We start from the raw sequence: 26,994 nt of genomic DNA on the forward strand, positions 1-26,994 counted from the left end.
ATAATTGTTAACTTATAAAACTTAGTATAATGCAATTAGCGTCTGGCCATTTAACTTATTGTACAAATATTCATGCGGGCGAAACCTGGTCCAAACATTTTGCTGCATTAAAAGAAAATTTTCCTGCTATAAAAACCCGGGTATCGCCGGATAAGCCAATGGGTATCGGCCTGCGCCTGTCAAATAAAGCCAGCCTTGATTTGCAAAAAGCAGAAAACCTGTTACTGTTTACACAATGGCTCAAAGAAAATGATGCTTATGTTTTTACCATGAACGGGTTTCCGTATGGCGAATTTCATCATACCGTAGTAAAAGACCAGGTACACGCGCCAGATTGGACAACCAAATTGCGTGTTGATTATACCATCAGGATGTTTCATATCCTGGCTGCCCTGCTGCCAAAAGGTATGGAAGGCGGCATTTCTACCTCGCCGTTAAGCTATAAATACTGGCATAAAACCGAACAGGAGTTGCAGAAGGTAAAAAATGAAGCTACCTCAAACATTTTATTGGTTGCAGGGGAGTTAATAAGATTGCGCCGGGCAACGGGTATAATAATGCATCTTGATATTGAGCCCGAGCCTGATGGGGTATTAGAAACCGGCAAAGAATATATTACCTGGTACAAAGACGTATTGCTTCCACTGGGAAGAGAAAGTATTGCAAAAAGATTTAATATTTCTGCTGATGAAGCGGAGCAACTGATTAAGGATCATATTACCTTATGTTATGATGTTTGCCATTTCGCAATTGGTTACGAGCCGCACCACGAAGTTATAAATGAACTGGCTGCAAAGGGCCTAAAAGTTGGCAAAATACAGATAAGCGCTGCTTTAAAAGCTACTTTACCACAAGATGCAGAACTACGTGAACCAATTAGAGATGCTTTTGCAAGATTTGATGAGTCTACGTATTTGCACCAGGTTGTCGCTAAAAAAATCAATGGCAAATTACTGCGTTACCCTGATCTGCCTGAAGCATTAGCCGATATAGAAAATGTTACGGTTAAACAATGGCGCGCACATTTTCATGTTCCGATATTTACAGAGGAGTTTGGCCTGGTGCAATCAACCCAGGCAGATATTGTTAAGGTGCTGGATATCCATAAAAGCGCGTTATTTACTAATCATTTAGAAGTGGAAACCTATACCTGGGGTGTATTGCCTGATGAAAAGAAGCTGCCTTTAAATGATTCGATAATACGCGAATTGAATTGGGTTAAAGATCAATTATAATTTATGATGATGAAAAAAACGGTTGTAATAGATGTGGTTGGATTATCCAAATCGGTAATAGGCGAGCATACCCCGTTTCTTCAAAAATATATAGCTGATAAAAATATTACTACAATCGAGCCGGTGCTGCCTGCAGTAACTACTTCGGTGCAATCAACTTATTTAACCGGTAAATGGCCCACGGAAACGGGCATAGTTGGGAATGGGTGGTATGACCATGTCGATGCTGAAGTTAAATTCTGGAAACAATCTAACAAACTGGTTAACGGCGAAAAAATATGGGACAAGGCTAAAAAAGAAGACCCTTCTTTTACCAGCGCCAATATGTTTTGGTGGTACAATATGTATTCAACTGCCGATTATTCGGTAACCCCTCGTCCGCAATATTTAGCTGATGGCCGTAAAATGCCCGATTGCTATACGCAGCCTGCCGGGTTACGTGATACTTTGCAGGAAAAACTGGGCCAGTTCCCTTTATTTCAATTCTGGGGACCGGGAGCCAACATTAAATCGACTCAATGGATTGCAGATGCATCCATGATAAACGATGACCTGCATAACCCAACGCTAACTACTATCTACTTACCCCACCTTGATTATTGCCTGCAAAAGTTCGGTCCCGATTTTTCAAAGATCAGCAAAGAGCTTAAAGAAATAGACCAGGTTGTTGAACAACTGGTTACCTTTTATAAAAAGAAAGGCGCCGAGATTATTATCCTGTCAGAATATGGTATTGCGCCGGTAAGCAATCCTATACATTTGAACCGTTTGTTCCGCGAGAATGATTTACTGCAGATACGGGTTGAACGAGGCTTAGAATTGCTGGATGCAGGAGCATCAAAAGCATTTGTAGTTGCCGATCATCAGATAGCGCATATTTATATTAATGATCCGGCTGTTACCGAAAAGGTAAAAGCATTACTAAAAGGCGTAAAAAGCATCGAGTTGATCTTAGATCGCGAAGCACAAAAAAAATATCATATTAACCATGAACGTGCCGGCGATATTGTAGTTGTCGCGGATGAAAAAAGCTGGTTCACCTACTATTTCTGGCTGGATGATGCCGTAGCGCCCGATTATGCCCGTTGTGTAGATATCCACAAAAAACCCGGTTATGACCCGGTTGAAATGTTTATGACCTCGAAAGGCAGAGCAGCTTATAAACTGTTGCGAAAATTGGCAGGCTTTAGGTACGTAATGGACGTAATCCCTTTAGATGCGACTTTAATTAAAGGTTCGCATGGGCGAACAAATATTGCTGACGAATATAAGGCGGTTTTAATAACTGATGGGGTACAAAAGGATGTTTTACCTACAGATGTGTTTACTATTATCTGGAAGAGTTTGAAGGGTTGATTGGTTTCAGTTTTTTTGCCCGCTTTAACTTGCTTCTATTCTATCGTAATTCTTTTGCTACAATCCATATATAACACTTAACTACCTGATGAATTTCTTAATTTGGTTATCTCTATAAACAATAAACCAAATTATAAACCATCATGTTAGTTCAAGTTTCACAGCAAAGCTGCTTTATACAAGTATCGGCAGCAAAAAATAAATCCCCTTTTTTAAAGCAGGCTTTATCTATACTGCTAATTTTTACCGCTATAGGCCAACAGTTGCGGGCACAGGATGTAGTAGACGCTACCACCATGAGTAATAAAATATTGGCCGGCTACCAGGGATGGTTCCGTGTACCTGGTGATAGGCCGGGAAGCAAAAGCTGGGCGCATGTATTTAATGGGAGCAACCTGGTGCCTGAAAAATTAGCCTTAGATACCTGGCCGGATATGAGCCAATATGACGCCGACGAAAAGACCGTCGTGCCCGGGTTTACCAATCCCGACGGCAGTCCCGCTACTATGTATAGCGCGCAAAATCCAAAAACCGTATTGCGCCATTTTCAATGGATGAAAGACTATGGCATTGATGGTGTGTGGCTATCAGAGTTTTGCGGAAGTTTTCGCAATGGTAAGCCGGATTCGGCCATGTATACAATTATGAAAAACGTACAAGCCGCTGCAACTAAAACCGGGCGCACCTGGGCATTTATGTGGGATATGAGTTCATTCGGCCCAACCACATCTAAAGAAATGGTTTACAATACAATAGTAGAGTATTGGAAAAAAATGGTGGACGACGGCATTGCCACAGATCCGCGATATATGCACCAGGATGGCAAACCTGTATTGTTGATATGGGGCTTTTTTCCTGACCGGCCAGCCTCACAGCCAGATCACATGACACCGGTTGTAGATTTTTTGCTAACCCCCGGTAAATATCAAGCCACTTTAATAGCCGGTGCTGATAATAAATGGAGAAAAGGTACGCCCGAGTTTATAGCCATGCTAATGAGGATGCAGGGCCTGCAACCATGGAGCGTAGGCCGCCGGGTTGTTGACCACAACACAGGCTACCAGGTAGAATATATGGATGAATGGGCAGACGATATGGCTATGTGTAAAGCTCATGGAGTTGTTTTTCAGCCGGTTATCAATGCGGGTACGCATAAAGCCGGCCCGCCGCCAACGCCTCCCGCGCTTCCGGCTGTACCAAGGCGTATGGGTAACTACTTATGGGAACAATTTATAAATGCTTCTAAAACAGGTGTTATAAACAGCGCGTTTATTGCCATGTTTGATGAGGTAAATGAAGGAACGCAAATAAATAAGATCACCAACAAGCCACCGGTACAAGCGCCGTTTTTAACCTACGACGGAGCTACCAATGATTATTATCTGCGTTTGATAGGTACCGCGTCAAAAATGTTGAAGAACAACGTACCCTTTACTTCAACTATTCCTATTTCGCCTTTTGATGAAAAGAAAATATATACTATCAAAAATAAGGCAAGCGGTTTAGTACTGCATAGTAAAGGCAAATTAGTAAAAAGCCCTATTGTACAGGCCGCGGGAAAAGGTATAGAATGGCAACTGGTATATGACGGCAATGGCTTTTTCACTATAAAAAACAAATTATCAGGCATGGTGCTAAGCGCAGGTGCGGATAATATACATGTAACACAGGTAGCCAACTCAAAAAGCGATAATGCGAAATGGCATTTAGAATGGGACGCTACAGGCGCTTGCAGAATAATTAACAAAGCAGTTCCAATAACTTTAAGCAGCAATAACTCAACAATTGCTAATCCGGCAATTACGCTGGTAACAGCCCCTGCAAAACCTGATGATCTGAAAACCCGCGATGATTTGCGCTGGCAGGTTATTGAGCAGTGAGTTAGTATTGGAGATTAGTTGATTAGAGGTTAGTTATTATAGATTTGACAACTTTTTAAAAGTTGTCAAATCTTAATTTAAAGCCTCCGTCGGGATGCCTCAAGAGAGTAAATTTTTTGTTTCATCACTCCCAAATCTGCCTATTTGTAATTAATTGATAATTAGTAATATAATTACCAATTACGCATAAATATACTGACGAATAAGTTGTTACATTTTGTTACATCGCTTTTTTGTAGTTTGTTTATTTTCAATTAGTTAAGTCAAAATCTTGTTTCACTTGTTACATTTTGTTTCACTATCGCGTGTAACAAAAACAGCGCTGCACCACATGCAACGCAAGCTTAAACTGGCACACACGTGCCTTTCCGGGAACGCATTCGTAATTCTTTTGCTACATTCAATCGATTGCACTAAACTGTCATAATGAATTTCTTAATTTGCTTAATCTCCGTTACTGCAGTTAAACCAATTAATAAAACAAACCATATGACACTTCAAATTTTACAAAAAAACCGTTTTCGGCTTTTAAAGCGCGCATCAGTTATGCTGATGGCACTTATGGCTGCAGGCATCCAGCTTAGGGCGCAAAAGAGCCATGTTAACACACAGAAAGTTGACGCTGCTACCTGGGACAATAAAATAATGGCCGGTTACCAGGGATGGTTCCGCAACCCGGGTGATAACCCGAAGAATATTAACCAGGGATGGTCGCATTTATTTAGCGGCAATGGGGCTAATGGAACAATTATGCGCCCCGGTTTTGATATGTGGCCGGATATGAGTGAATATACCTCAGACGAAAAAACCGCGGTACCGGGATATACTAATCCAGACGGGAGCCAGGCTTACCTGTACAGCGCGCAAAATGCTAAAGCGGTAATGCGCCATTTTCAATGGATGAAAAAATATGGTGTTGACGGCGTTTGGGTGTCTGAGTTTTGCGACCACTTTCCGCTTGGCAGGCAGCAGAGCGATAGCACCACTGTATATACCATTATGCATAATGTACAAGCCGCTGCCAAAGCTACCGGGCGCACCTGGGCATTTATGTGGGATATGAGTGGCTTTACCAGCAGAAACCCCGCAACATTAATTAGTAAAGAGGATGTGTACAAGATCATAATAACCAACTGGAAAAAAATGGTTGACGAAGGCGTTACCAGTACCAGTGGGTGCTATATGCACCAAAATGGCAAGCCGGTACTGCAAATATGGGGGTTCTTTCCTGATCGCCCGGCATCACAGCCGGATTATATGAACGCGGTTATAGACTTTTTACAAGCTCCCGGAAAATACCAGGCGGTTATATTAGCCGGTGTTGATGATAAATGGAGAACCAAGGGAACCCCTGAATTTGTAAATATGCTGATGAGAATGCCTGGCTTACAACCCTGGAGCGTAGGTCGTGCCACTGTTGACGCGGCTACCGGATACAAAGTGCCCAATAGCATTAATTCATGGGCCGCCGATATAACCATGTGTAAGGCTCACGGTGTAGTATTTCAACCTACCATCAATTCGGGCACCAATATAGCAGGACCGCCGCCGCCGCCTGGGAAATTACCATCTGTGCCACGTCGGAGCGGTAACTACTTGTGGGCACAGTTTGTAGCTGCTCAAAAAACAGGCGTCATCAACAGCGCTTTCATTTGTATGTTTGATGAGATAAATGAAGGTACACAGATCATGAAAACTACCAATCATCCGCCTACACAGTATCCGTTTCTAACATTTGATGGGGCTACCAGCGATTTCTATCTGCGTTTGGTAGGTACCGCCTCCATGATGCTGAAAAACCATATACCTATTACACCGGTTATACCTATCTCGCTTTTTGACACGAAGAAATGGTATAGGATACAAAATAAAGCCAGCAGCTTAATGCTTACCAATCAAAGCAAAACAGCAAAAACACCATTGGTGCAAACGGCTGATGAAAAATCAACCGGTGGCGAGTGGCAGTTAGTATATGTAGCCGATGATGGTAACAGTTATTATAAAATAAAAAGCAGGTTATCAGGCAAGGTATTAAGCCGCGCAGCGGATGACTCTATAATACAAACCCCTGACGTAAAATCTGATTACTCAAAATGGCACTTTGAATGGGATGGCACAGGCTATTGCCGCATTATAAATAAAGTAAGCGGGAAGGCCTTAAGCAATGATAACCTTACTACTGCAAGTGCCCCGGTTATACAAGTTAAAGATCCAACCAAACCGGCTGACCTTAAATCGCGGGACGATCTTCGCTGGAAAATAATAGAAGAATAGTAAACCGTATATAAATAAAATAAAGCCCGCCCCGATATTATTGAGGCGGGCTTTATTATTTAACGGACAGAATTGCTATGCGTGAGATAAACCGTATAAAGTATTGACCCGCATAGGGATTAATTTAGTATAAACGGACTTGTAATAAAGGCATATCCCCAGCTATGGCAAGCAGGAAACGGCAAAAATGTAAACATTCTGAGTATCTGTCTGTATATAGATAAATATTAAGCCGATGTCTACAAGCGTAAACTATACAAAGTTGTTGCAGCAGGTTAAAAAGTTTGTTTTATCTTATTACAAAACGCATTTTGATCCAAAATTTACCTATCACAATGCCGATCATACAAATGATGTAGTAGCTGCGGCAAAAAAAATAGCCGGTCACTATCAATTAAATGACGAAGATAGCTTCGCTGTTTTAACCGCAGCCTGGTTTCATGATATTGCTTATTCAACGGGCCCCACAGATCATGAAGCGAAAAGCGTTATTATAGCTATGGACTTTTTGAAAGGTTTTAATCTTCATGATGACCTGCAGAAAAACATTATGGATTGCATATTAGCAACCAAGCTGCCGCAAACTCCTGCCGATATATTACAATGCATTATTTGCGATGCCGACCTTTTTCATTTTGGTACTGCTGATTTTCAACGGAAAAGCAAACTACTGCGAAAAGAGTTTAATGCTTTATATGATACGGATATGAGCAAGGCAGAATGGCGCAAAAAAAGTATTCAGCTAATGGAAGAGCATGAATACCATACAGATTACTGCAGATTATTGTTAAATGAAAAAAAGGAAAGAAATCTCCGGGAACTAAAAGAGAAACTGTATATACAAGAAGATAAATTTGAACAACTTGAAGAGCCAACTATAGCTTCGCCTGAAGATAATATGCATGTTTTTAAAAATGGCAAGAATAAGCAAGAACTAAGCAAAGGGGTTGAAACCATGTTCAGGCTTACCTCAAGCAACCACCAGCGCTTAAGTAATATGGCCGATAGTAAGGCTCATATTATGATATCTGTTAATGCTATTATTATTTCACTGTTGTTGAGCCTGTTGTTAAGGAACATAGCAACACACCATAACCAGATTATTCCGGCTATTATGCTGCTTACAGTAAACCTTGTAACTATAGTATTTTCAATATTAGCTACCCGTCCCAACATCTCGCGGGGTACTTTTACAGAAAAGGATATTGATGATAGAAGTGTTAACCTTCTTTTTTTTGGCAATTTTTATAAAATGGATTTTGACGATTATAAACAAGGTATGGTAACCCTTATTAATGATAATGAATTTTTGTACGGTAGTTTAATAAGAGATGTATATGCCCAGGGGATAGTATTAGGGCGTAAATACCGGTTGCTAAGAGTGTCTTATAATGTATTTATGTTTGGGCTGGTAGTTTCGGTTATAGCCTTTGTTATTTCTTCATTAGTTAAATGATAGGGCGCCGGCGCTTGCCCATTTAACATTTTATCATTCAGGTAAATATTAAAATTAACCCCTATCAACATGAAAGCAATAATTATAAACAGTATAGTAATAATAATTGGCGGATCCATTTTATTATCATGCATACAAAAAACCACCTATAGCAGCCCTATTGGCTATGATTTTACTAAGCCCGTAAAATATAATATGCCTGCGGAACTGAATGAAATTTCAGGTATCACATTCAATAAGGGTAAAAGCGATAGGGTATATGCCGAGAGTGACGGAATTGGCAGAGTTTTTTATTTCCGCCCGGGCGATAAAACAGTTAAATACACCGAATTTAAAGAGAACGGCGACTTTGAAGATATTGCGATAAGCGGGAGCCAGGTAATTATGCTGCAAAGCAAGGGTGTGCTGTTTACTATCCCTTTATCTGAGATTGGTAAACCACAAACCACAAACCTGCAAAAAAACAAAGATATATTGCCCGAAGGCGAATATGAAAGCATGTATGCTAATGACGCCGGCGAAGTATATGTATTATGTAAACATTGTACTATGGATAAAACAAGCAAGAAAAGCAGTGGCTTCATATTTCAGCTGGCGGCGGATGGAACAGTGAAAAAAACCGGAGACTTTAGTGTGAATGTAAAGCATATTGAAGAATTGCTGGGAGTGGATAAGATAAGTTTTCATCCATCGGCATTAACCAGGAACCCGCTTAATAATGATTGGTATATACTTTCATCAGTAAATAAAATACTGGTTGTGGCAGATGCTAAATGGAAAATAAGGCACGTATATAAATTAGATCAAAACCTGTTTACACAGCCAGAGGGTATAACTTTTGATGATCAAAATAACCTGTATATATCAAATGAGGGCCATGTGCCCCAACCGGGAAATATTTTAAAATTTCCGTATAAAAAGCAATAATTTTTTTGATGAAGAGACTTTTATTATTACCCTTATTATTAGCTGCATTTATAACTCATGCCCAGGATTCCGTTCGCTATCGTATTATTTTAATAGGTGATGCAGGCGAATTGGGTAAACAGCAAAATGGGGTGCTTCAAAGTGCTGTAAGTAATATTTTAAAAAATAAAACTTCTGTATTATACCTGGGCGATAACATTTATCCCATAGGTATGGGGCTGCCGGGAAGCAGAGAAGAAGAGAGTACAAAAAAAATATTGCAGATGCAATACCAACCCATGCGCGCAGCAGGTGCCCCTGTATATTTTATACCCGGCAATCATGATTGGGACAGGATGGGCCCAAAAGGCTTATCAAAAATAAAACGCGAGGGCGAATATTTGTTAGAGCAAAAGGATTCATTGTTAAAAGTGGTTCCTGCAAAGGGCTGTCCGGATCCCACAGAGATAAATATTAATGATGACCTGGTTGTTATTGCGTTTGATTCGGAATGGTGGCTGTATATTTATAATAAAGATAATCCTGATGCCGACTGCGAGTGTAAAACTAATGAAGAGGTTATTGACCGCTTTAGAGAATTACTTTATAAAAACAGGAATAAGATCATTATCCTGGCAGATCACCATCCCTTTGAAACTTATGGGCACCATGGCGGCAGCTATATATGGCAGGATTATTTGTTCCCGCTAACATCTGTTAAAGAAAGCTTGTATATACCGTTACCCGGGCTGGGTGCACTTTACCCCCTTTTGCGCGGCACCTTTGATAACCCCGAAGATAACGGTCACCCGCTATATAAGACCATGATCAAAGAAATTAACCGTGTTTTTAATGTAGACTCGAACGTTGTACGCGTTTCTGGCCATGAGCATGGGTTGCAATTTATAAATGATGGCGGAGTAATGCAGGTTGTAAGCGGGGCCGGTGCAAAGCGGGCGGTCGTAAAAAAAGGCAAACATTCTTTATTCGCTTTAAAAGAAGCAGGTTATGTAACGGTTGACCTGATGATTGATAAAAGCATGAAGTTTACTTATTATGCCAACACAGCTAAGGATAGCGTATTTAAAAAAGTATTTACCCACAGCAGGTCATTTATTAAGGTGCATATTCCGGTTGAAAAGAGCGACCAGGTAATAAAAGAAGATAGCATTACCATTGCGGCTCACCCGTCGTTTGATAAAGTGGGTAAACTGCACAGGATTATATATGGCGAGAATTATCGTAAAGAATGGTCTGTAAAGGCAACATTGCCCATTATAAAAATAGACGAATATCAGGGTGGCCTTAAACCGGTAGGATTTGGCGGTACACATCAAACTAAATCATTATTGTTAAAAAATGCCGCCGGTAAAAGTTATATCATGAGCAGTATTGAGAAGTATCCGCTTATTTTACTTCCTCAGGCTTTAAGGCAAACCTTTGCCAAGGCATGGTTACGAGATGCTATGTCGGCACAATATCCTTTTGGCGCCGTTATAGCTGCCGAGCTGGCTGCCGCGGTTAAAGTGAGCCATACAAACCCCACCATAGGCTGGGTAGCTCCGGATACACATCTGGGCTATTACGAGAAAGAATTTGCTGGCAAAATTTGCCTGATAGATGAACGTGAACCCGGCAGCGACACCTCAATTAATACAGGTAATATGATAAAGCTTTTAAATGCCAGCTTTAATAACCGTATTGATAGTATTGAGTTTTTCAAGGCCCGGTTGCTTGATTGGTTCCTGGGCGATTGGGATGAGCACGAGGATCAATGGCGCTGGCAGGCTAAAATACGTAATGGTGTAAGATACTTTACTGCCGTTCCGCATGATAGGTCGGAAGTGTTTTTTACTAACCAGGGCATAATACCTAAAATTGCATCGAGAGAATGGGTTGCCCGGTATTTAAAGGGGTATAATGCAGGGTCTAAATCTATAAATGATTTTTATTATAATGACCATACGCTGAACACCCGTTTCATGACCCAGATAGGCCATGAGCAATGGATGCAGATAACCCGCAGCTTTGCAGTGGCACTTACCGATGATGTTTTAGAAAATGCCTTGCGAAAAATGCCGCTGGCTATTTATCGTATAAGACATAAAGAGCTTTTGGCACAAATGAAAAAAAGACGTAATAGCCTTATTAATGCCGCCGAAACATACTACCGGTTTTTTAACAGGCGGGTAGATATTAAGGCAACGGACCGGAGCGAAAAATTCTCTATCCGGGACACCCTTAATGGTAGCCTGATTATACAAACCACCGTATCCGCAGAAAAAAGCAGAAAAAACATTTTATTCTCAAGAATATTCGATCCGAAGATTACCAAAGAAGTGCGGCTATATATATCTAAAGGCGATGATAGTGTTTTTATCGACAAAAAAACATCATCAATAAAAGTCAGGGTAATTGGGGGGAACGGCCATAAACAATATAACATTGTAAATGCCAGCCCCAAAGTGAATATTTATGAAAAAGTAAATACTGCCACATTTATTGGTGCTGCGCAAGGTATGGTTGATAAACATATATCAAACGATACATCGAATATAGCTTACGTTCCTACTAACTTATATCATACCCTATTACCACTACTTAATTTAGGATATAATTTTGATGAGGGTTTTTATGTTAACGCGGGCTTTAAATATATTCACCAGGGATTTCGTAAAAATCCCGGCAGTTCACAACAGGTAATGCTTGGCCGTACGTTTGGTACAAGATCAACACATTTTAGCTACACCGGCGAATGGATAAATGTCATTGATAAAGCCGATGCTGAAATAGCTGTTAAAGCAGCATTTCCAGATGTTATCAATTTTTTTGGTCTCGGTAACCAAACGGCATTTAATAAAGCCGGCGAGTACCAGGATTACTACCGTGCCCGTTTTGGTTTTTATACAGCCGATGCAACATTGCGGTTTCAAAATCTGGCGGGCACTACCAGTTTAAGAATTGGCCCATCAATACAATACTATCATTCTATTACAAATAATGACCCGCATCTTACTGATAATATCTCACTCGTTCACAGCTATGATAGCACCAGCATTAATAAAAATAAAATGCATGTGGGTTTGGTAGTAACTTATACAAATGATAAACGCAACAACAAGGTACTTACTGATTGGGGCGTATATGTTAATGTAAGAATGCAGGCTTATGCCGGCTTGGGTAATTCTGCACATACTTTTTTCCAGGCCATACCCGAGGCAATTTTATATAAAAGCGTAGATACCAAATCAAACTTTGTGATTTCTGAAAGGCTTGGTGGTGGCATAACATTTGGGCAAACAACTTTTTATCAATCAATGTTTTTAGGAGGGGATAATAACCTTGTTGGTTTTAAGCAAAATCGGTTTGCGGGACAGCAAATGATGTACAACAACTTAGAAGCAAGGATAAAGCTCAGCGACTTTTTTCCATACATTACACCCGGCCAATTTGGTTTTACCGCAGCTTACGATATTGGGCGCGTATGGGTAAAGAACGAACCCTCTAACGAATGGCATAACGGTTTTGGCGGCGGGATGTATTTTTCGCCATCGGATATGGCGCTCTTCCAGTTTAAAGGAGGGTATTCTAAAGAAGGATTTTATCCGTATATTAATTTTAGTTTAACTTTTTAACTATGCATACCAGGGTAATAAATATTAGGGAGCAATTGCATATTAAAAACTTTGTTGAAGAACATTTGTCTTTTAAGCCCTTTATCAAATACCTAAAAAATCATATCGGGGTTGAAAAAACTATTAAATCTCAATTTTACCAGTTGGTTTTAAATAAATTTAAAAATTATCCCAATTTAAAAACAGATTTTATTGAGTCGCAGGATGCAGCAAAGTATGCCGAAATATTAGAGCTGGTATACACGATACTTTCACCCACTACTGATGATGAAAAAACGCTTTTTTGGGCACTGGGCACACCGGTCTGCGCTAAAATAGTTTTTAGCACAGATGCTTTTTCTGAGCTGGTTAAAGAACAAAATAAGCAAGATAAAAAAACGCGCTTAAGTGATAAGGAGTTTAAGCAAAATCAGTTAAATTTTATTTACAGGCTGATATTACAACGTCTTTATAACTTCCCTGATGATTTGATTAATGATAGTGTTTATGCATTGCCGGATGCTAAAACAAAGCTCACCAAATACTACCGTGTACATATTGATACCAGATTTATTGATATTACCCACAACAAACCACTGCCCGAGTTAAATCCCGAAGTAATAGAACCTTTCATTTATGAGGGTGCCGATACTATGCTGTTAAAAGATATCATCCCGTTAAATATGTTTAGCATGGAAGGCTTTTCGGTAATTAAAATGGAAGATATTACACCAGAACATTCTATTGAAACTATCCGCCTTGCATTAATAAATAATACCGGTCAGGATGATTTGTATAAAGAAGTTATCAATTCATTACAAACGCTTGCAGGTAATGCTGTTATCAACTTTGGGTTGCTGCCCTTTTTAAGGATAAACGGTAGGCTGATTTTTGATACTGAAGAATGTTGTAACAGCATATTAATACAAACCAGAAAAAACCAGCAGGACGAGGGAGACGCTTTTAATAATTTTATCAGTAGCTATATTGAAAAGCCGGAAGCTATGTTTTTTAATACACTATCGGCCCAAAAAATTTCAAAATATCCTTTTTTAAAAGCGCTTAAAGAAGCAGGTATTACTTCGTATGCTATATTGCCTGTTTTTTATAATAAACACCTTGCAGGCATCTTAGAAATACATGCCGCACAACGGGTTTTGTTTTATGAAAAACTGCTATCGCAAATACAAGCTGCTATACCCTTAATATCACAACTATTACATAATACTGCCGAGCAATTAAATGAAAAGCTGGAAGAGGTGATAAAAACCAAATTCACCACGCTTCAACCATCGGTTCAATGGAAATTTAATGAGGCTGCATGGCACTATCTGCTTGAAGGGCAGAAAAACGAAAGGCCCGAAATAGAGATTGTTTCTTTTCGTAATGTGTATCCTTTGTACGGTGCCATTGATATAAGAGACTCGACTATATATCATAACAGGGCATTAAAAAATGATATCGGTACATTAATAAATGTATTAAATACACTCGTTAAGGAGCTGAAAATTCAAATCAGTAATAAACGTATAGTCGCCGCTTTATTAAGCAAACAAACATTATGGATTAAAAAGATAAAAGCGTTTGAAAAGGCAAATGATGAGACCATGCTTAAAGATTTTCTTCAGTGTGTTGTAACTCCTTACCTGTTTAATTTGATAAATAAGTATCCATCAAGTGAAAAGCTGATAAATACTTATACCAAATCAATTGATGAAACCGGCGAAACCTTTAAGAACAGGCGCGAGCTTGAAACGTCGATTAAGTATATTAATAAAACGTTAAGCAACTATTTTGACCAGGCACAGGGGAAGCTCCAAAAAATATATCCATGTTATTTCGAAAAATTCAGATCGGATGGCATAGAGTACGATATTTATACCGGGCAGGATATAGCACCCGAAATACCTTTTGATGATAAACATTTGAAAGATTTTAGGTACTGGCAATTAAAGGCCATGATTGATGTTGCCCGGCTTACCAATGCGTTAATTGAGAAAATGCCGGTGCCATTACAAACCGCGTCGCTGATATTTGTACACTCCAGCCAGATAGATATTTGTTTTAGAAATGATGAAAGGCGTTTTGATGTAGAGGGCTATTATAACATTAGGTATGAGGTTATAAAAAAACGCATTGATAAAGTACATATAAAAAACACCAAAGAAAGATTAACCCAGCCCGGCAAAATTGCGTTGGTGTATTTTAATAATGCCGAAGCTGATGAATATATTGCTTTAATAAAACAATTCCAAAAAGACAAAAGCCTTAAAATGGATATTGAATTTATTGAGCTTGAGAATCTGCAAGGCGTTACCGGCTTAAAAGCGTTAAGAGTGAGCATTAACTTAACTAACGTGTTTGGCGGTTCGCTTTCCGGTTAAGAATTTCAATCACTAAACCCTTTATTAATATAGCATTGCTAACAATTTATGTACAATGGTGTTATGTTTAAAATACTTATACATAGCCCTTATACTTAGCCCATGCTTTTAAACATACCTTATAAAAACTGTATTCCTTTTATTCTTTCAGGATTTTTAACTGTAACCTTCACAACTGTTTTAGCACAACAAAATAGTAACGACAGCATTAAAGCGGCCCCCCATGCCAAATATGATCATGTAACCCCGCAGCGCAGGTTGTTTTTTGGCGAAAATTACCGTAAGCTTTGGGCATTGCCAGTTAACATGAAAGTGTTTTACCTGGGAAAAGAAAAGGGCGGCTTAACTATAACCGGGTTAGGCGGGGGTAACCAAACCCGCTCATTGCATTTACAAGATACTTCGGGTCATAAATATGCTTTGCGCTCCGTTCAAAAATATCCTGAAAAAGCATTACCTAAAGACGAAAGACATACCATAAAAAAGGATGTTGTACAAGATGAAGTTTCTACCTCAAATCCATATTCGGCATTAATTGTACCGCTATTGGCCGAAGCTTTGGAAATACCACATGCCAGCCCGCAAATAGTTTATGTGCCCGATGATCCGGCGTTAGGAGAATACCGTAAAGAGTTTGCCAACCAGGTTTATTTGTTTGAAGATATGGAGCCAATAGATGGTAAAAAAGCATCTAAAACTGATAAGATACAGGATAAATTACAGGAGGATAATGATAACAAAGCCGACCAAAAACTATTGCTGCGCGCCCGGCTGCTGGATATGATAATTGGCGACTGGGACAGGCACGGCGACCAATGGCGCTGGGAAAAAGAAGATGATACCGTTAAAGGGAGTTTGTACAAACCAATTCCACAGGATAGAGATAAAGTTTTTTATACCACATCCGGAATTTTGCCCTGGTTTGCAGCCGGCAGTAACCCGCAGCTGCAACCATTTGGCGATAAAATTAAGCATATTGGTAAATGGAACCACAATGCACGTTTTTTCGATTTGTACTTTCTTAATGAGTTAAATGAGCATGATTGGGAAGAGCAAATAGCCTATGTGCAAAGCAAATTGACTGATGGATTGCTTGCAAGCGCTGTGAAATTAATGCCTGCAGGCATATATACGCTTGTAGGTAAAAAAACCACAAAAAAACTTATAGCGCGGCGCAATAATATTAAAGAGAACGCCTTGGAATATTATCGGTTCTTAGCCAAAAATGTTGACGTTCCTGCTTCTGATAAAAGAGAACAGTTTGCAGTTGATCAACAAAAGGATGGAAAGATTAATGTAACCATTTATAAAATCAAGCAGGGTGATAGCTTAGGAAAGGCCTTTTATCAGCGTACATTTAATCCGGAGGTTACTAAAGAAATAAGGCTGTATGGCATGGGCGGGAAAGATGTATTTCAGGTAACCGGTAATACAGCATCACCTATAAAAGTGCGAATGATTGGTGGTAATGATGAGGATAAATTTGTAGTGGATAGTTTGCTGAACGATCGAAATAAACTATTCATCTATGACAGGTCTGATGAGAAAAACACTTTACCTTCTGATAAATATGCCAGGATAGCTACATCCAAAGATACCAACGTTAATAAATATGATAAGGAGAGTTTTAAATATGACCGGTCATCACCCAAAGCCGGCTTAGGTTATAATACAGAAGACGGGGTAAGGCTACAAGTAGGCTATGTTATTGAAAAACATGGTTTTCGCGATGATCCTTACATTTACAAGCAGGATTTTTCTGTAGGATATACTTTATCTAAAAAATCATTCATATTTACTTATTTAGGCGATTTTAAAAACGTTATCGATAAAAATGGTCTGGCTATAAATATACTATCCCGGGGGCCGCGTAATGTTAATAGCTTTTTTGGTTATGGTAATGAATCTGTTTTTGTAAACCAGGGCGCAAAAACATTTAATTATTACCGTAACAGGTATGATTATATTATAGCAGATGTACGGCTTTATCAGCAAAGCGAAAAATGGCGCATAAGTGAAGGATTAATTGGTCAATATTACACCAGTAAAGCTGATAATAATACCGGTCATTTTTTTAATGAGTACAACCAGCTTCGCCCCGGCGACAATTTATTTGCTGCTAAAACTTATGGCGGTGTAGTTTTTGGCACTGAATATGATACCCGCGACAGTAAAACATTTCCTACAAAGGGCGTGTATTGGAATACAAAAATTACCGGTTTAACCGGTATTAATTTAAGTGGGCACACCAATGGACAGATACTTTCTACATTTAGTTTTTATTTAAACCCCGGCAAAGATTCTGTATTTGTAATTGCTGACCGTATGGGTGCCGGCGCATTTACCGGCAATGGAGAATTTTTTCAAATGATGAACCTGGGTGGCCCATTTAGTTTACAGGGATATCATACAAGCCGTTTTATTGGCAGGCAAATGGTGTTTAATGACTTGGAGATTAGGCTAAAACTCTTTAAATTTAATGCTTATTTGTTTCCAGGCACATTGGGCCTTATCGCTTACAATGATGCCGGCCGGGTTTGGCTTCCCGGCGAAACATCAAGTACCATACATGATGCTTATGGTGGCGGTTTGTTTATTACGCCTTACAGTAAATTTATATTGTCTGCGGTTTTAGGTCATGCTCCGGCGCCTGAGGGTAATTTACTTTATTTAGCAGCCGGGTTTAGATTTTAACATTAATAATAAGGCTATTAAGGAGATATATTAGGCTTTGGTGGATTCGGATTAACGGTAACTGTTACCGCAGTTCTTGAGCTGTTACAACCGCTATTGGTTGTTTGTAAATAATAAGTAGCAGTAGCAGATAATACAGGAGTTAGATAGGTTGAATTTGTAGACAATAGATTGCCGCCAGTAGCGGCATTATACCACTGGTATGGGCCACCGGGAGCCGTTGCTGTAAGCGTTGCCGTATTACCTGAGCAAATGGTTGCCGACGATGCGGTTGGTGCTACTGTTGTAATTATACTTAAAGTAGCTTGTTTAGTAACCGGCCCGCAATTGGTTATCTGGTCATTCACAGAAACAGTGTAAGTGCCTGCTGTACCAACAGTTATTGATGGGGTGGTTTCGCCCGTACTCCAGGAATAAGTATAGGGTGCACTTCCGCCGGTTGGTGTTGCCGTTAATGTGGTCGTGGTGCCCGGACAAATTAGCGGGTTAGCTGGCGTTATATTAACAGCAAGCGGCGAAAAAGTATAAACCCTGACAGTGTCATTTTCTGTTCCGCTACAAATTGTGCTTAAACTTCCGGTCGCCTTATAATCTATATATGCGGGAGCCCCTACCGCTGGAGTAACATTGACACTTGTCCCCGATGTTTGGCTTAAATAGGAGTTATAGGCCCCGGTTGCACCCGGATAGATGGATGTCCAGGTAACAGATTGCGGCAGTAGCCCCGAAACGCTCATTGTGCCCGTACATCCCTGCCTTAATTTAAGATTACCTGATGTTGAAGACCCCTTTATAGCAGTAATTGTATAGTCTATAAAATTATTACCGGGTTTACAAAATGATATTTGAATGGTACTTAACCCGCTTATACAAGCCGGTGTTCCGATAGGAGTTAATGGCCCGCAATTAACCGTATAAAAACAGGATCCGCATAATTGATCTGTATTAAAATTGATCAGGCTTGTAGATGGATTAACTTTAACAGTAAAACTTATACAATTTGATCCTGAACAACAATTTCCGCTTCGGTTCCCGGATATAGTTACTGCGGTATCAGCAGTTTTTGAAAAATCAACAACAATAGGGGTGGCACACGATTGTGAGTAACCCTGGTAAGTTAATGTTACAAATAAAAGAAATAATAAATATGCCCTCATCTAACAAAATGTTATTGCTTTTTTACGAAAATATGGAATTAAAGTTGCTTGCTGTAAATAAGGGCTTGCATCGTCAAAGGCCTGTTACCGGTGTAATATTAAACAAATAGGACCTGCTAAAATGAAGACGCAAAAATACGTGAAAAATCAATTTTGTAAAAACAATTAAAACTTGTTTAAGTTATTAATAATATTCATGGTATTCATTTAAAAGAAAAGCGATATAGGGAAAGTGATACTAAATAACAAGTTAAATTAAATAATGAATAACATGAAAAAGTCAATTGTAATGATAGTCTTATCTGCTCTGATAAGTATAACTGCAAATCATGTATTTGCACAAATACCAGACACTTCAAAAAAGGTAACACCGCCTATAACTGCCCCTGTCCAGCCTACCGGCGATGTGATTAATGCTTTATCAAGTAATGCCAATTATTCAACAACAGCACAGCTTATAAAAGCAGCCAATCTTGAACCTATTTTAAAAACAGGTGGGCCTTATACCATATTTGCACCAAATAATATTGCATTTAGTAACCTTCCGGCCGGGCGTTTAGATAGTTTAACCAGGGACACAGCAAAACTTACCACGTTGTTAAAAAGCCATATAGTTACCGGACGATATGCTAAAGCTGATATAATTAAAGCCCTGACAGCAGGTAAAGGGAAGGCAATCTTAACCACGCTGAACGGCCAAACGTTAACACTGGCTGTTAGCCCTAAAAGTACGTTACAACTTACCAATGCTGCCGGAAATACTGCCGAAGTGACTTTATATGATCTGATAGGCACAAATGGTATTGTAAATGGCATTAATAGCATTTTGATGCCGGGCAAATAGATACTAGCAGAGAAGAAGGGAATACAATTCGACCCACTGATGCCATTTTGATGTTTTTTAGATGGTTTAAAAAGAAGGCAAGGCCAGATAATTATTTATTTGGCGTGCCTTGTTGTTTGTTTTCTTTATAATAGTATCTAATTGAATTGATGCTGCACCTATCATATCTATAAGCTCTGCATTTGTTGGATCAGTGTTGTTTTTTTGTTAAATAATTGCAAAAGCCCGGTGCTTGTAACCGAACTTCGAACTTCATGCGATTGTATCCATTATATTTTCCTAAGTTTCTCATTTTGCTTTTCTATCATTCTTAAATATAAATGCTGCTCTGTAATGTCTCAGGAAAAAACTACCGGGACATTAACTGTTACAGAAAAAAAGCCGAAGGCGGTAAATTGCTTTATTTTTAAAAATTAATTAGTTTTTTGGAAAAAAGACCTGATTTTATTTATTTTTTTAGGTTAAATTTCAATATCGCTAATTAATTGAGATTATTTGTGTAGAAAAACGCCTTATAAGTGAATATGTTTCAATATTACTAAGATGATTATGCATTTTTTATAAATAAAAGTTTTAATTTTACGATTAGTTGATCTTAAAATTATATTATTATTAAAAAATATTCTAAATATAACGAAGAAAGTCTGCTTGCTTGTCTAAAAGAGGGCGATATATCTGCTTTTGAGCAAATATATCAACTGAATTGGTCGATTCTTTATAGTTATGCCTACAATATTTTAAGAAATAAAATGATTTGTGAGGAAATAGTTCAGGAAACATTTCTTTCATTATGGAATAAGCGTGAAAACTTACCTATCATAAATTCACTAAAAGCTTATTTGTTTTCAGCTGTTAAATTTCAAATTTTAAATTATATCCGCTCTGAAGAAGTAAAAAGAAAATACGCTGCGAGTTATACTTTATTTGAAAAGTCATTATATGATAATTCAAACGAAGAAAATATACACCTGGTAGATTTGGAGGATTTGATTGAAAGCGAGGTTTCAAAATTATCTGATAAATGCCAGCAAGTTTATAGATTGAGCAGGAATGAGCATCAATCTATAAAAAATATAGCCGATCTGCTAAATATATCTCACAAAACTGTAGAAAATCATCTTACTAAGGCATTAAAGCAATTAAGGTCAACTTTGAGTGGGTTTTTCTTATAGTTAATTGCACTATTCGCACTGTTTTGTTATTATACTAATACTTTTTTCATGTTTTATTTGCAATTGTATGTCATTTAATGAGTTTTTATTAAAAAAATTAAATAAATGACTAGGTGTATGGGGGCAGTTAACTGACTTACATATATAACTATACAATTGTTGTAACAAATGCAAGAAAAGTTTGATAAATTAATTGATGGGTATCTAAAAGATCAATTAAGTTTTGAAGAAAAAAACAAGGTTGAGATGATGCTTGATTATCTGACCGATTCTACAGCATTTGATAATCTGTCTAAGTCGGAGCGGGACAATTCTAAAAAGGAAGTATACAAGCGCTTAATTGAACAGATAAAGCCTGTAAAAAAAAGGCCCGCATTGATAATACGTATGTATCCTTTTTTAAAGGTTGCTTCCTGTATTCTTTTATTTGGTGTTTTTATAGCTGTTTTCCAGGACAAGCTTAAGGATGTGTTCAATATCCAACAATATGCTTCAGTTAAAAACTCATCCGGCCGCATTACCAAAAAAATACTTTCAGACGGAACTATTATTTGGTTAAAGGGAAATAGTAAATTGGATTATCCTGTAAAGTTTAAAGGGGCTGTAAGAAGTGTTAGCCTGGAAGGGGAAGCGCTTTTTGAGGTAGCGAAAGATGCAGCACATCCCTTTATTATTCATTGCGGTATCTTAACTACCCGTGTATTGGGTACTAGCTTTAATATTAGGCATACAAATAATAAAACAGAGGTGAATGTTTTAACCGGGCGCGTTTTTTTAAGTTCAAAAAACACTACTATTACTTTGCGACCTTATCAAAAGGCGGTATACTTACCATTAAAAAACGTTATTACCAAAGTAGTAAAACCTGTTTTTGATGTTACTGCACTTACAAAAGGAACAGAATACGATATGTTATTTAATGATGTAAAGGTAGGGGATGTTTTAAAGCGAATTGAAAAGAAGTTCGGTATATCCATTACTGTAAAAGACTCCACAATATACAACAGCCTTATTACTGCTGATTTTACAGATCAATCTTTGAAAAATACAATTAAAATGATTAGTGAAGCGCTCAATATTGATTATGAAATAAATGGAAACGCTATAATATTAAAAGATAAGCATATACTAACCAACTAACCAACTAACTAATTAAGATAATTGCCTATGATTTAAATAAGGACTCACTAAAATTAAAAAGCAGAGATGCTGAATCCATCCCTGCAGTATAATAACCCCTTAGTTCTCTCACGAATAACCCATTGTTTGGGTAAGGGATTTTTTTGTCTCATTCAATCAGGAAATCAACAAAATTTAACAAAAATATGCAAAAATGTAGGAAAAGGAAAAAGGATTTTTTAATAAAGCTTATGCGAATATCAGTTTTACAAATCATTGCGTTGACCGTACTATCGGGTATAGCTTTCGCAAATCCTGATTATGCACAGATTTTAGATAAAAGACTATCAATTAACGTAAAAGACGTTACGTTAATTGATGCATTAAGTAATATTAAGAATAAGGTTGATGTAAAGTTTGTTTACAGCTCCAGTATGATCCCGCTTAATACTAAAGTTACTATTAATGCCAGTCAGGAAAAACTGGGTATTATTTTAAATACGCTGTTTATCAAATTAAATATTAAATATACTGTAAATGATAATAGCGGTTACATCATTCTAAAAAAGGATGATAAGCTAATTTCAGATAAAGCAACGCTTATTACACCAATAAATGTTGCACAGCGCGTGGTCGCGGGAAAAGTAACATCAAAGACAGACGGATCTACTTTGCCGGGAGTTAACGTATTAATTAAAGGTACCAATAAAGGTACTGCTACGGATATAGATGGAAAATATTCATTAATTGTTCCGGGTGATGAAAGTATTTTAGTTTTTACATATATAGGTTATAAAACGCAGGAAATTGCAGTAGGTAATACTTCTGTTGTTAATGCTCAACTTGTAGATGACTCAAAAGCTCTTAATGAAGTTGTGGTAACTGCAGCCGGTATAAAACGGGAAAAAAATTCATTAGGATATTCTGTAACAACAGTTAATGCCGACAAATTAGCTCAAAAATCTGAAGCTGATCCATTAAGGGCGTTAGAAGGAAAAGTTGCCGGTGTTAATGTTGCTTCATCTGGCGGTACAGCGGGTGGTGCTACAAATATTACTATCAGGGGTAATTCTTCCCTTAATGGAAATAACCAGCCATTATTTGTTGTAGACGGTATACCATTTGATAATTCAAGCTTTGCAAATGTTGGTGCTACCAGCGTTGGAGCTGCTGCCGTTACTAACCGTGCTTATGATATTGACCCAAACAACATATTAAGCATGACTGTTCTTAAAGGTGCAGCAGCGGCGGCGCTATATGGTTCAAGGGCCGCTAACGGAGCTATTATAATTACAACAAAATCCGGAAAGAAGCAGAGCAGAAAAGGAACAGAAATAACCTATAGCACATCTTATGCTGTTGAAAACGTTTCTGGTTTACCTGATTATCAAACCAGTTACGGACAGGGAACTAATAACGATTACAGGCAAGGTGTTTATGCATCATGGGGGCAGCCTTTTCCGGGGGTTTCAAGTATTCTTCCAACACGTACAACTATTCCGCAACAGTTAACCCGTACGTTTAGTTCAGCGGTATTCCCTCAATTTTATCAGGCGGATGGTATAACACCTATCCAGATACCCTATAAATCTTATGCTCAGAGTAACGTAAAAGACTTCTTTCAAACAGGTAATTTATTTGAAAATGCCATTTCCATTTCTTCAGGTAGCGAAAAAGGCAGCTTTACGGCTGGTATATCCAGAAGTAACAATACTGGTGTAGTTCAAAATAATACTATTACCCGTACCTCAATAAATTTGGGTGGCAACATCAAGCTTGAAAATAAATTTTATGTAAGCGGCTCTATCAATTATGTTCAGACAGATCAAAAAGCACCTCCTATTGGTGGTAGTGGCTCTATCATGTCGGCCTTAATGTATACCCCTACAAGTTTTGACCTTACACATAATCCTTATGAAAATCCAATAGATGGTAGTAACGTATATGATTATACAGGTGTTAATAACCCTTACTGGTCTGTTAAGCATAGTGTTTCAACAAGTAATGTCGACCGTTACTACGGAAACTTAGTGATAGGATTTGACCCGTTGCCATGGTTAAATATTCAAAATACTGCCGGTTTTAATGGATATACTGACAGGCGGGTAGACGTTAGAGGAAAAGGCGCATCTTCTTATAGCCCGGGAAGTATCACTATAGATAATATTTATCGCCAGGAACTTGATAATACCTTGTTGGTTACTGCCACCAAAGCGCTCACTCAAAATTGGTCTTTAAAATGGATAGTAGGTAATAATATTAATCAGCGTTTAACAAGCCGTACAGCTTTTTATGGTGACGGAATGATTGTTGCCGACTTAAATACCATTACAAATACAAGTTCTATAACACCTATACAATTAACAAATAATAGAAACTTTATTGAACAACGATTTTACGCATTTTTTACAGATATAACTTTTGATTATAAGAATTATCTTTCTCTAAACTTAGTGGGCCGTAATGATATATCTTCAACATTGCCTGTAAACAACAGGACCTATTATTATGGTGGAGCAAATGGCTCATTTGTGTTTTCTAAGGCATTAAAACTGCCTGATAATATACTTAATTTTGGTAAAATAAGAGCAGGATATACCCGGGTTGGTAATGAAGCAACACCTTACCAAACAGCAGAGTTTTATCTCATTAATTCAAGTGCAGGCGGTATAGGCACACCTTTTACACCAGCTAACGGTAGTACTTTTAACACGGTAACGCAAACCAATTTGCTTACCAACAGCAATTTAAAGCCTGAATTTATTACAGAGCTGGAGTTAGGAACAGAATTGCAATTTTTCGATAATCGTATTGGTTTAGATTTTACTTATTATAATAAAAAGAGTACTTCTCAAATATTTGAAGTAACCGCGGCTCCTTCAACAGGCTATACCTCGCAAATACTTAATTTAGGTAAATCTACAAATAGTGGTATTGAAGTTGGGCTTAATTTGGTGCCTATACGTACTAACGGTGGGTTTAACTGGGATATATCAACCAATTTTACCCGTAACAGAAACATCATTAATAATTTAGGCGGTTATCAGCAATTTGTTTATGGCGGCTCTGTGCACATTGTTGGCCAGCCTTACGGCCAAATATATGGTACCGGTTATGCACGTGATGATGCAGGTAATATATTGATAGATCCTAATACCGGAAAACCGCTTACCTCGCCTGCTCAAAAAGCAATAGGTAATCCTAATCCTGATTTTGTATTGGGCATTACAAATAATTTTAGCTTCAAGAACTTTTCATTAAGCGTGTTATTTGATTGGAAAAAAGGCGGAGCCCTATATTCCAGCACCGTTGGCAATATGCTGGCCCGTGGTGTAACTAAAGATACGCAAAACAGAGAATACCAAATTGTTTCTCCGGGTGTATTAGGTAATGTGAATACTTTAAAACCATTGCTTGATGCAAACGGTAAGGAAATACCTAATAACGTAGGCATGTCTTATGAGGATTATTTCTTCAGCGGTGGATTAGGGCCCGGTGGTGTAGATGAAGGTTCTGTTTTTGATGCTACAGTATTTCGGTTGCGTGAGGCATCTCTTTCTTACCAGGTACCAAAGAATGTTTTGAAAAAGACGCCATTCGGAGCTGTTTCTATTTCAATAAGCGGCCGAAACCTATGGTATTATGCGCCAAACTTCCCTAAATACACAAATTTTGACCCCGAAGTAAGTTCAAATGGTGTAGGCAATTCTCAAGGTTATGATAACCTTGCTGTTCCAACAACTAAAAGGTTTGGGTTTAACTTAAGAGCAAGCTTTTAAACAAATGAAATCAATGGCATTTAAATCAGATATACTTATGAAATTAAGATATAAAAACTACATTTTGCTGCTGACAATTATATTGTTAACGGGCAACTCCTGCAAAAAGTTTGTAGATATAAACAAAGATCCTAACAACCCCACATCGGCACAGTTAGCATTATTATTACCTTCTACTGAAATATCAATGGCCGGTAATCTTACCGGAATAATAAATGGTACATCTACCATTATGCAACACACTATTGCTTCAACTAATTTAAGTCGTTATCAAGAATCGGGCAGTGATTTCAGTAGTTCCTGGGATGGGCTTTATAGCCAAACGCTGAATGACATCGAAGCCATTATAGCCTCCGGAACAGCGCAGCAGCAATGGGGCTATGTAGCTATTGCTAAGATTGAAAAGGTTTATGTATATAGTTTAATGGTTGATATGTGGGGGGATATACCTTATTCGCAAGCACAACTTGGGCAGCAGAATAATGCTCCTGCTTTAGAAGGCGGCGCGGCAATTTATGAAAAGCTGCTTACCTTATTAGATGACGGCATTGCGGATGCAAACAAAATAACTGCAACCACTTTGGTTCCAAATAGCTCGGATGTATTCTATGCAGGTACTAAAGCTTCATGGATCGCTATGGCTAACTCATTAAAGTTAAAAATGTATAACCAGATTCGTTTGGTTGACCCCGCAAGATCAACCGCGGCAATAAAAACTTTAATTGCAGGTACATTAATCAATAGTAATTCGATTGATTTTACCTTTAAATATGGTTCGGCTATAAATCCAAGCAATCGTCATCCATGGCATAAGTCAGAATACACATCTGGTAAAAGTTTCTATCAAAGCCAATCGTTCATAGATTTAATGTTTGGTCTTGATGATCCTCGTTTGCGATATTTTATCTTCAGACAAAATGCTACAGTAGGCTTAAATAATTCAAGCAACGGTAATGGTTATTATGGCCGTAATCCCGGTGATGGTACAGCAGCACCTGCTTATCAGGCCCGCCGGTCAACTTTTGGTATTTATCCGGCAGGCGGCTTGTATGACAATGCTCCAATAAATAACTTACCGGTAACCAACCTTTACCTTACAAATACCGGCGCTACCGGTTCAACAA

Annotated in this window: 15 protein-coding genes; 14 read left to right on the forward strand and 1 reads right to left on the reverse strand. The window is 38.3% G+C overall.

What is annotated here, in order from left to right; all coding sequences use genetic code 11:
• Nucleotides 1-29 precede the first annotated feature (29 nt).
• From eboE to JWR23_RS05495, 9 genes are all read left to right on the forward strand, one after another.
• Nucleotides 30-1,235 carry a metabolite traffic protein EboE gene (gene eboE, locus JWR23_RS05455; protein WP_299513916.1) on the forward strand — a complete coding sequence of 402 codons (1,206 nt, stop codon included), beginning with the start codon at nucleotides 30-32 and terminating at the stop codon, nucleotides 1,233-1,235.
• 3 nt (nucleotides 1,236-1,238) lie between these two features.
• Nucleotides 1,239-2,591, forward strand: coding sequence for an alkaline phosphatase family protein (locus JWR23_RS05460; protein ID WP_299513919.1), 1,353 nt, complete (start codon nucleotides 1,239-1,241; stop codon nucleotides 2,589-2,591).
• A 143-nt stretch (nucleotides 2,592-2,734) separates the two neighbouring features.
• On the forward strand, nucleotides 2,735-4,471 hold the full coding sequence (locus JWR23_RS05465; protein WP_299513922.1) for an RICIN domain-containing protein: 1,737 nt from the start codon (nucleotides 2,735-2,737) through the stop codon (nucleotides 4,469-4,471).
• Nucleotides 4,472-5,017: 546 nt separating this feature from the next.
• The gene (locus JWR23_RS05470; RefSeq protein WP_299513925.1) at nucleotides 5,018-6,745 is read left to right on the forward strand and encodes an RICIN domain-containing protein; all 1,728 of its coding nucleotides are present in this window, start codon (nucleotides 5,018-5,020) and stop codon (nucleotides 6,743-6,745) included.
• Between the two features lie 235 nt (nucleotides 6,746-6,980).
• Nucleotides 6,981-8,201, forward strand: a complete 1,221-nt coding sequence (locus JWR23_RS05475; protein ID WP_299513927.1) for a Pycsar system effector family protein — start codon at nucleotides 6,981-6,983, stop codon at nucleotides 8,199-8,201.
• A 69-nt stretch (nucleotides 8,202-8,270) separates the two neighbouring features.
• Nucleotides 8,271-9,128, forward strand: a complete 858-nt coding sequence (locus JWR23_RS05480; RefSeq protein ID WP_299513929.1) for an SdiA-regulated domain-containing protein — start codon at nucleotides 8,271-8,273, stop codon at nucleotides 9,126-9,128.
• 8 nt (nucleotides 9,129-9,136) lie between these two features.
• Nucleotides 9,137-12,742, forward strand: coding sequence for a BamA/TamA family outer membrane protein (locus tag JWR23_RS05485; RefSeq protein WP_299513931.1), 3,606 nt, complete (start codon nucleotides 9,137-9,139; stop codon nucleotides 12,740-12,742).
• Nucleotides 12,743-12,744: 2 nt separating this feature from the next.
• Nucleotides 12,745-15,105, forward strand: a complete 2,361-nt coding sequence (locus JWR23_RS05490) for a GAF domain-containing protein (RefSeq protein ID WP_299513934.1) — start codon at nucleotides 12,745-12,747, stop codon at nucleotides 15,103-15,105.
• A gap of 102 nt (nucleotides 15,106-15,207) precedes the next feature.
• Nucleotides 15,208-17,799, forward strand: coding sequence for a BamA/TamA family outer membrane protein (locus JWR23_RS05495; RefSeq protein WP_299513936.1), 2,592 nt, complete (start codon nucleotides 15,208-15,210; stop codon nucleotides 17,797-17,799).
• Between the two features lie 17 nt (nucleotides 17,800-17,816).
• Here the strand turns inward: JWR23_RS05495 and JWR23_RS05500 are convergent, their stop codons facing one another.
• Complete coding sequence (locus tag JWR23_RS05500; RefSeq protein ID WP_299513938.1) at nucleotides 17,817-18,956, reverse strand: hypothetical protein; 1,140 nt, start codon at nucleotides 18,954-18,956, stop codon at nucleotides 17,817-17,819.
• A gap of 271 nt (nucleotides 18,957-19,227) precedes the next feature.
• On the opposite strand from JWR23_RS05500, the gene JWR23_RS05505 reads away from it, so the two are divergent.
• The 5 genes from JWR23_RS05505 to JWR23_RS05525 all read left to right on the forward strand — a co-directional run.
• The gene (locus tag JWR23_RS05505; protein ID WP_299513940.1) at nucleotides 19,228-19,800 is read left to right on the forward strand and encodes a fasciclin domain-containing protein; all 573 of its coding nucleotides are present in this window, start codon (nucleotides 19,228-19,230) and stop codon (nucleotides 19,798-19,800) included.
• Between the two features lie 644 nt (nucleotides 19,801-20,444).
• Nucleotides 20,445-20,972 (forward strand): RNA polymerase sigma-70 factor, encoded by a 528-nt coding sequence (locus tag JWR23_RS05510; RefSeq protein WP_299513949.1) that lies wholly within the window; start codon nucleotides 20,445-20,447, stop codon nucleotides 20,970-20,972.
• A 168-nt stretch (nucleotides 20,973-21,140) separates the two neighbouring features.
• Nucleotides 21,141-22,112 carry a FecR family protein gene (locus JWR23_RS05515; protein WP_299513942.1) on the forward strand — a complete coding sequence of 324 codons (972 nt, stop codon included), beginning with the start codon at nucleotides 21,141-21,143 and terminating at the stop codon, nucleotides 22,110-22,112.
• 230 nt (nucleotides 22,113-22,342) lie between these two features.
• Complete coding sequence (locus JWR23_RS05520; protein WP_299513944.1) at nucleotides 22,343-25,870, forward strand: SusC/RagA family TonB-linked outer membrane protein; 3,528 nt, start codon at nucleotides 22,343-22,345, stop codon at nucleotides 25,868-25,870.
• Nucleotides 25,871-25,907: 37 nt separating this feature from the next.
• The coding region (locus JWR23_RS05525) for a SusD/RagB family nutrient-binding outer membrane lipoprotein (RefSeq protein WP_299513946.1) at nucleotides 25,908-26,994 on the forward strand (1,087 nt) is incomplete at its 3' end.

This window comes from Mucilaginibacter sp., assembly GCF_028288205.1.
In the GTDB taxonomy this organism is placed as follows: domain Bacteria; phylum Bacteroidota; class Bacteroidia; order Sphingobacteriales; family Sphingobacteriaceae; genus Mucilaginibacter.

What these genes read in the sequence shown, in the direction of transcription:
- JWR23_RS05495 (WP_299513936.1), top strand. Translation starts at nt 15,208, where the DNA reads ATGCTTTTAAACATACCTTATAAAAACTGTATTCCTTTTATTCTTTCA.
- JWR23_RS05500 (WP_299513938.1), bottom strand. Translation starts at nt 18,956, where the DNA reads ATGAGGGCATATTTATTATTTCTTTTATTTGTAACATTAACTTACCAG.
- JWR23_RS05490 (WP_299513934.1), top strand. Translation starts at nt 12,745, where the DNA reads ATGCATACCAGGGTAATAAATATTAGGGAGCAATTGCATATTAAAAAC.
- JWR23_RS05485 (WP_299513931.1), top strand. Translation starts at nt 9,137, where the DNA reads ATGAAGAGACTTTTATTATTACCCTTATTATTAGCTGCATTTATAACT.
- JWR23_RS05470 (WP_299513925.1), top strand. Translation starts at nt 5,018, where the DNA reads ATGCTGATGGCACTTATGGCTGCAGGCATCCAGCTTAGGGCGCAAAAG.
- JWR23_RS05520 (WP_299513944.1), top strand. Translation starts at nt 22,343, where the DNA reads ATGCGAATATCAGTTTTACAAATCATTGCGTTGACCGTACTATCGGGT.
- JWR23_RS05465 (WP_299513922.1), top strand. Translation starts at nt 2,735, where the DNA reads ATGTTAGTTCAAGTTTCACAGCAAAGCTGCTTTATACAAGTATCGGCA.
- JWR23_RS05515 (WP_299513942.1), top strand. Translation starts at nt 21,141, where the DNA reads ATGCAAGAAAAGTTTGATAAATTAATTGATGGGTATCTAAAAGATCAA.
- JWR23_RS05480 (WP_299513929.1), top strand. Translation starts at nt 8,271, where the DNA reads ATGAAAGCAATAATTATAAACAGTATAGTAATAATAATTGGCGGATCC.
- JWR23_RS05460 (WP_299513919.1), top strand. Translation starts at nt 1,239, where the DNA reads ATGATGATGAAAAAAACGGTTGTAATAGATGTGGTTGGATTATCCAAA.
- eboE (WP_299513916.1), top strand. Translation starts at nt 30, where the DNA reads ATGCAATTAGCGTCTGGCCATTTAACTTATTGTACAAATATTCATGCG.
- JWR23_RS05505 (WP_299513940.1), top strand. Translation starts at nt 19,228, where the DNA reads ATGAAAAAGTCAATTGTAATGATAGTCTTATCTGCTCTGATAAGTATA.
- JWR23_RS05475 (WP_299513927.1), top strand. Translation starts at nt 6,981, where the DNA reads ATGTCTACAAGCGTAAACTATACAAAGTTGTTGCAGCAGGTTAAAAAG.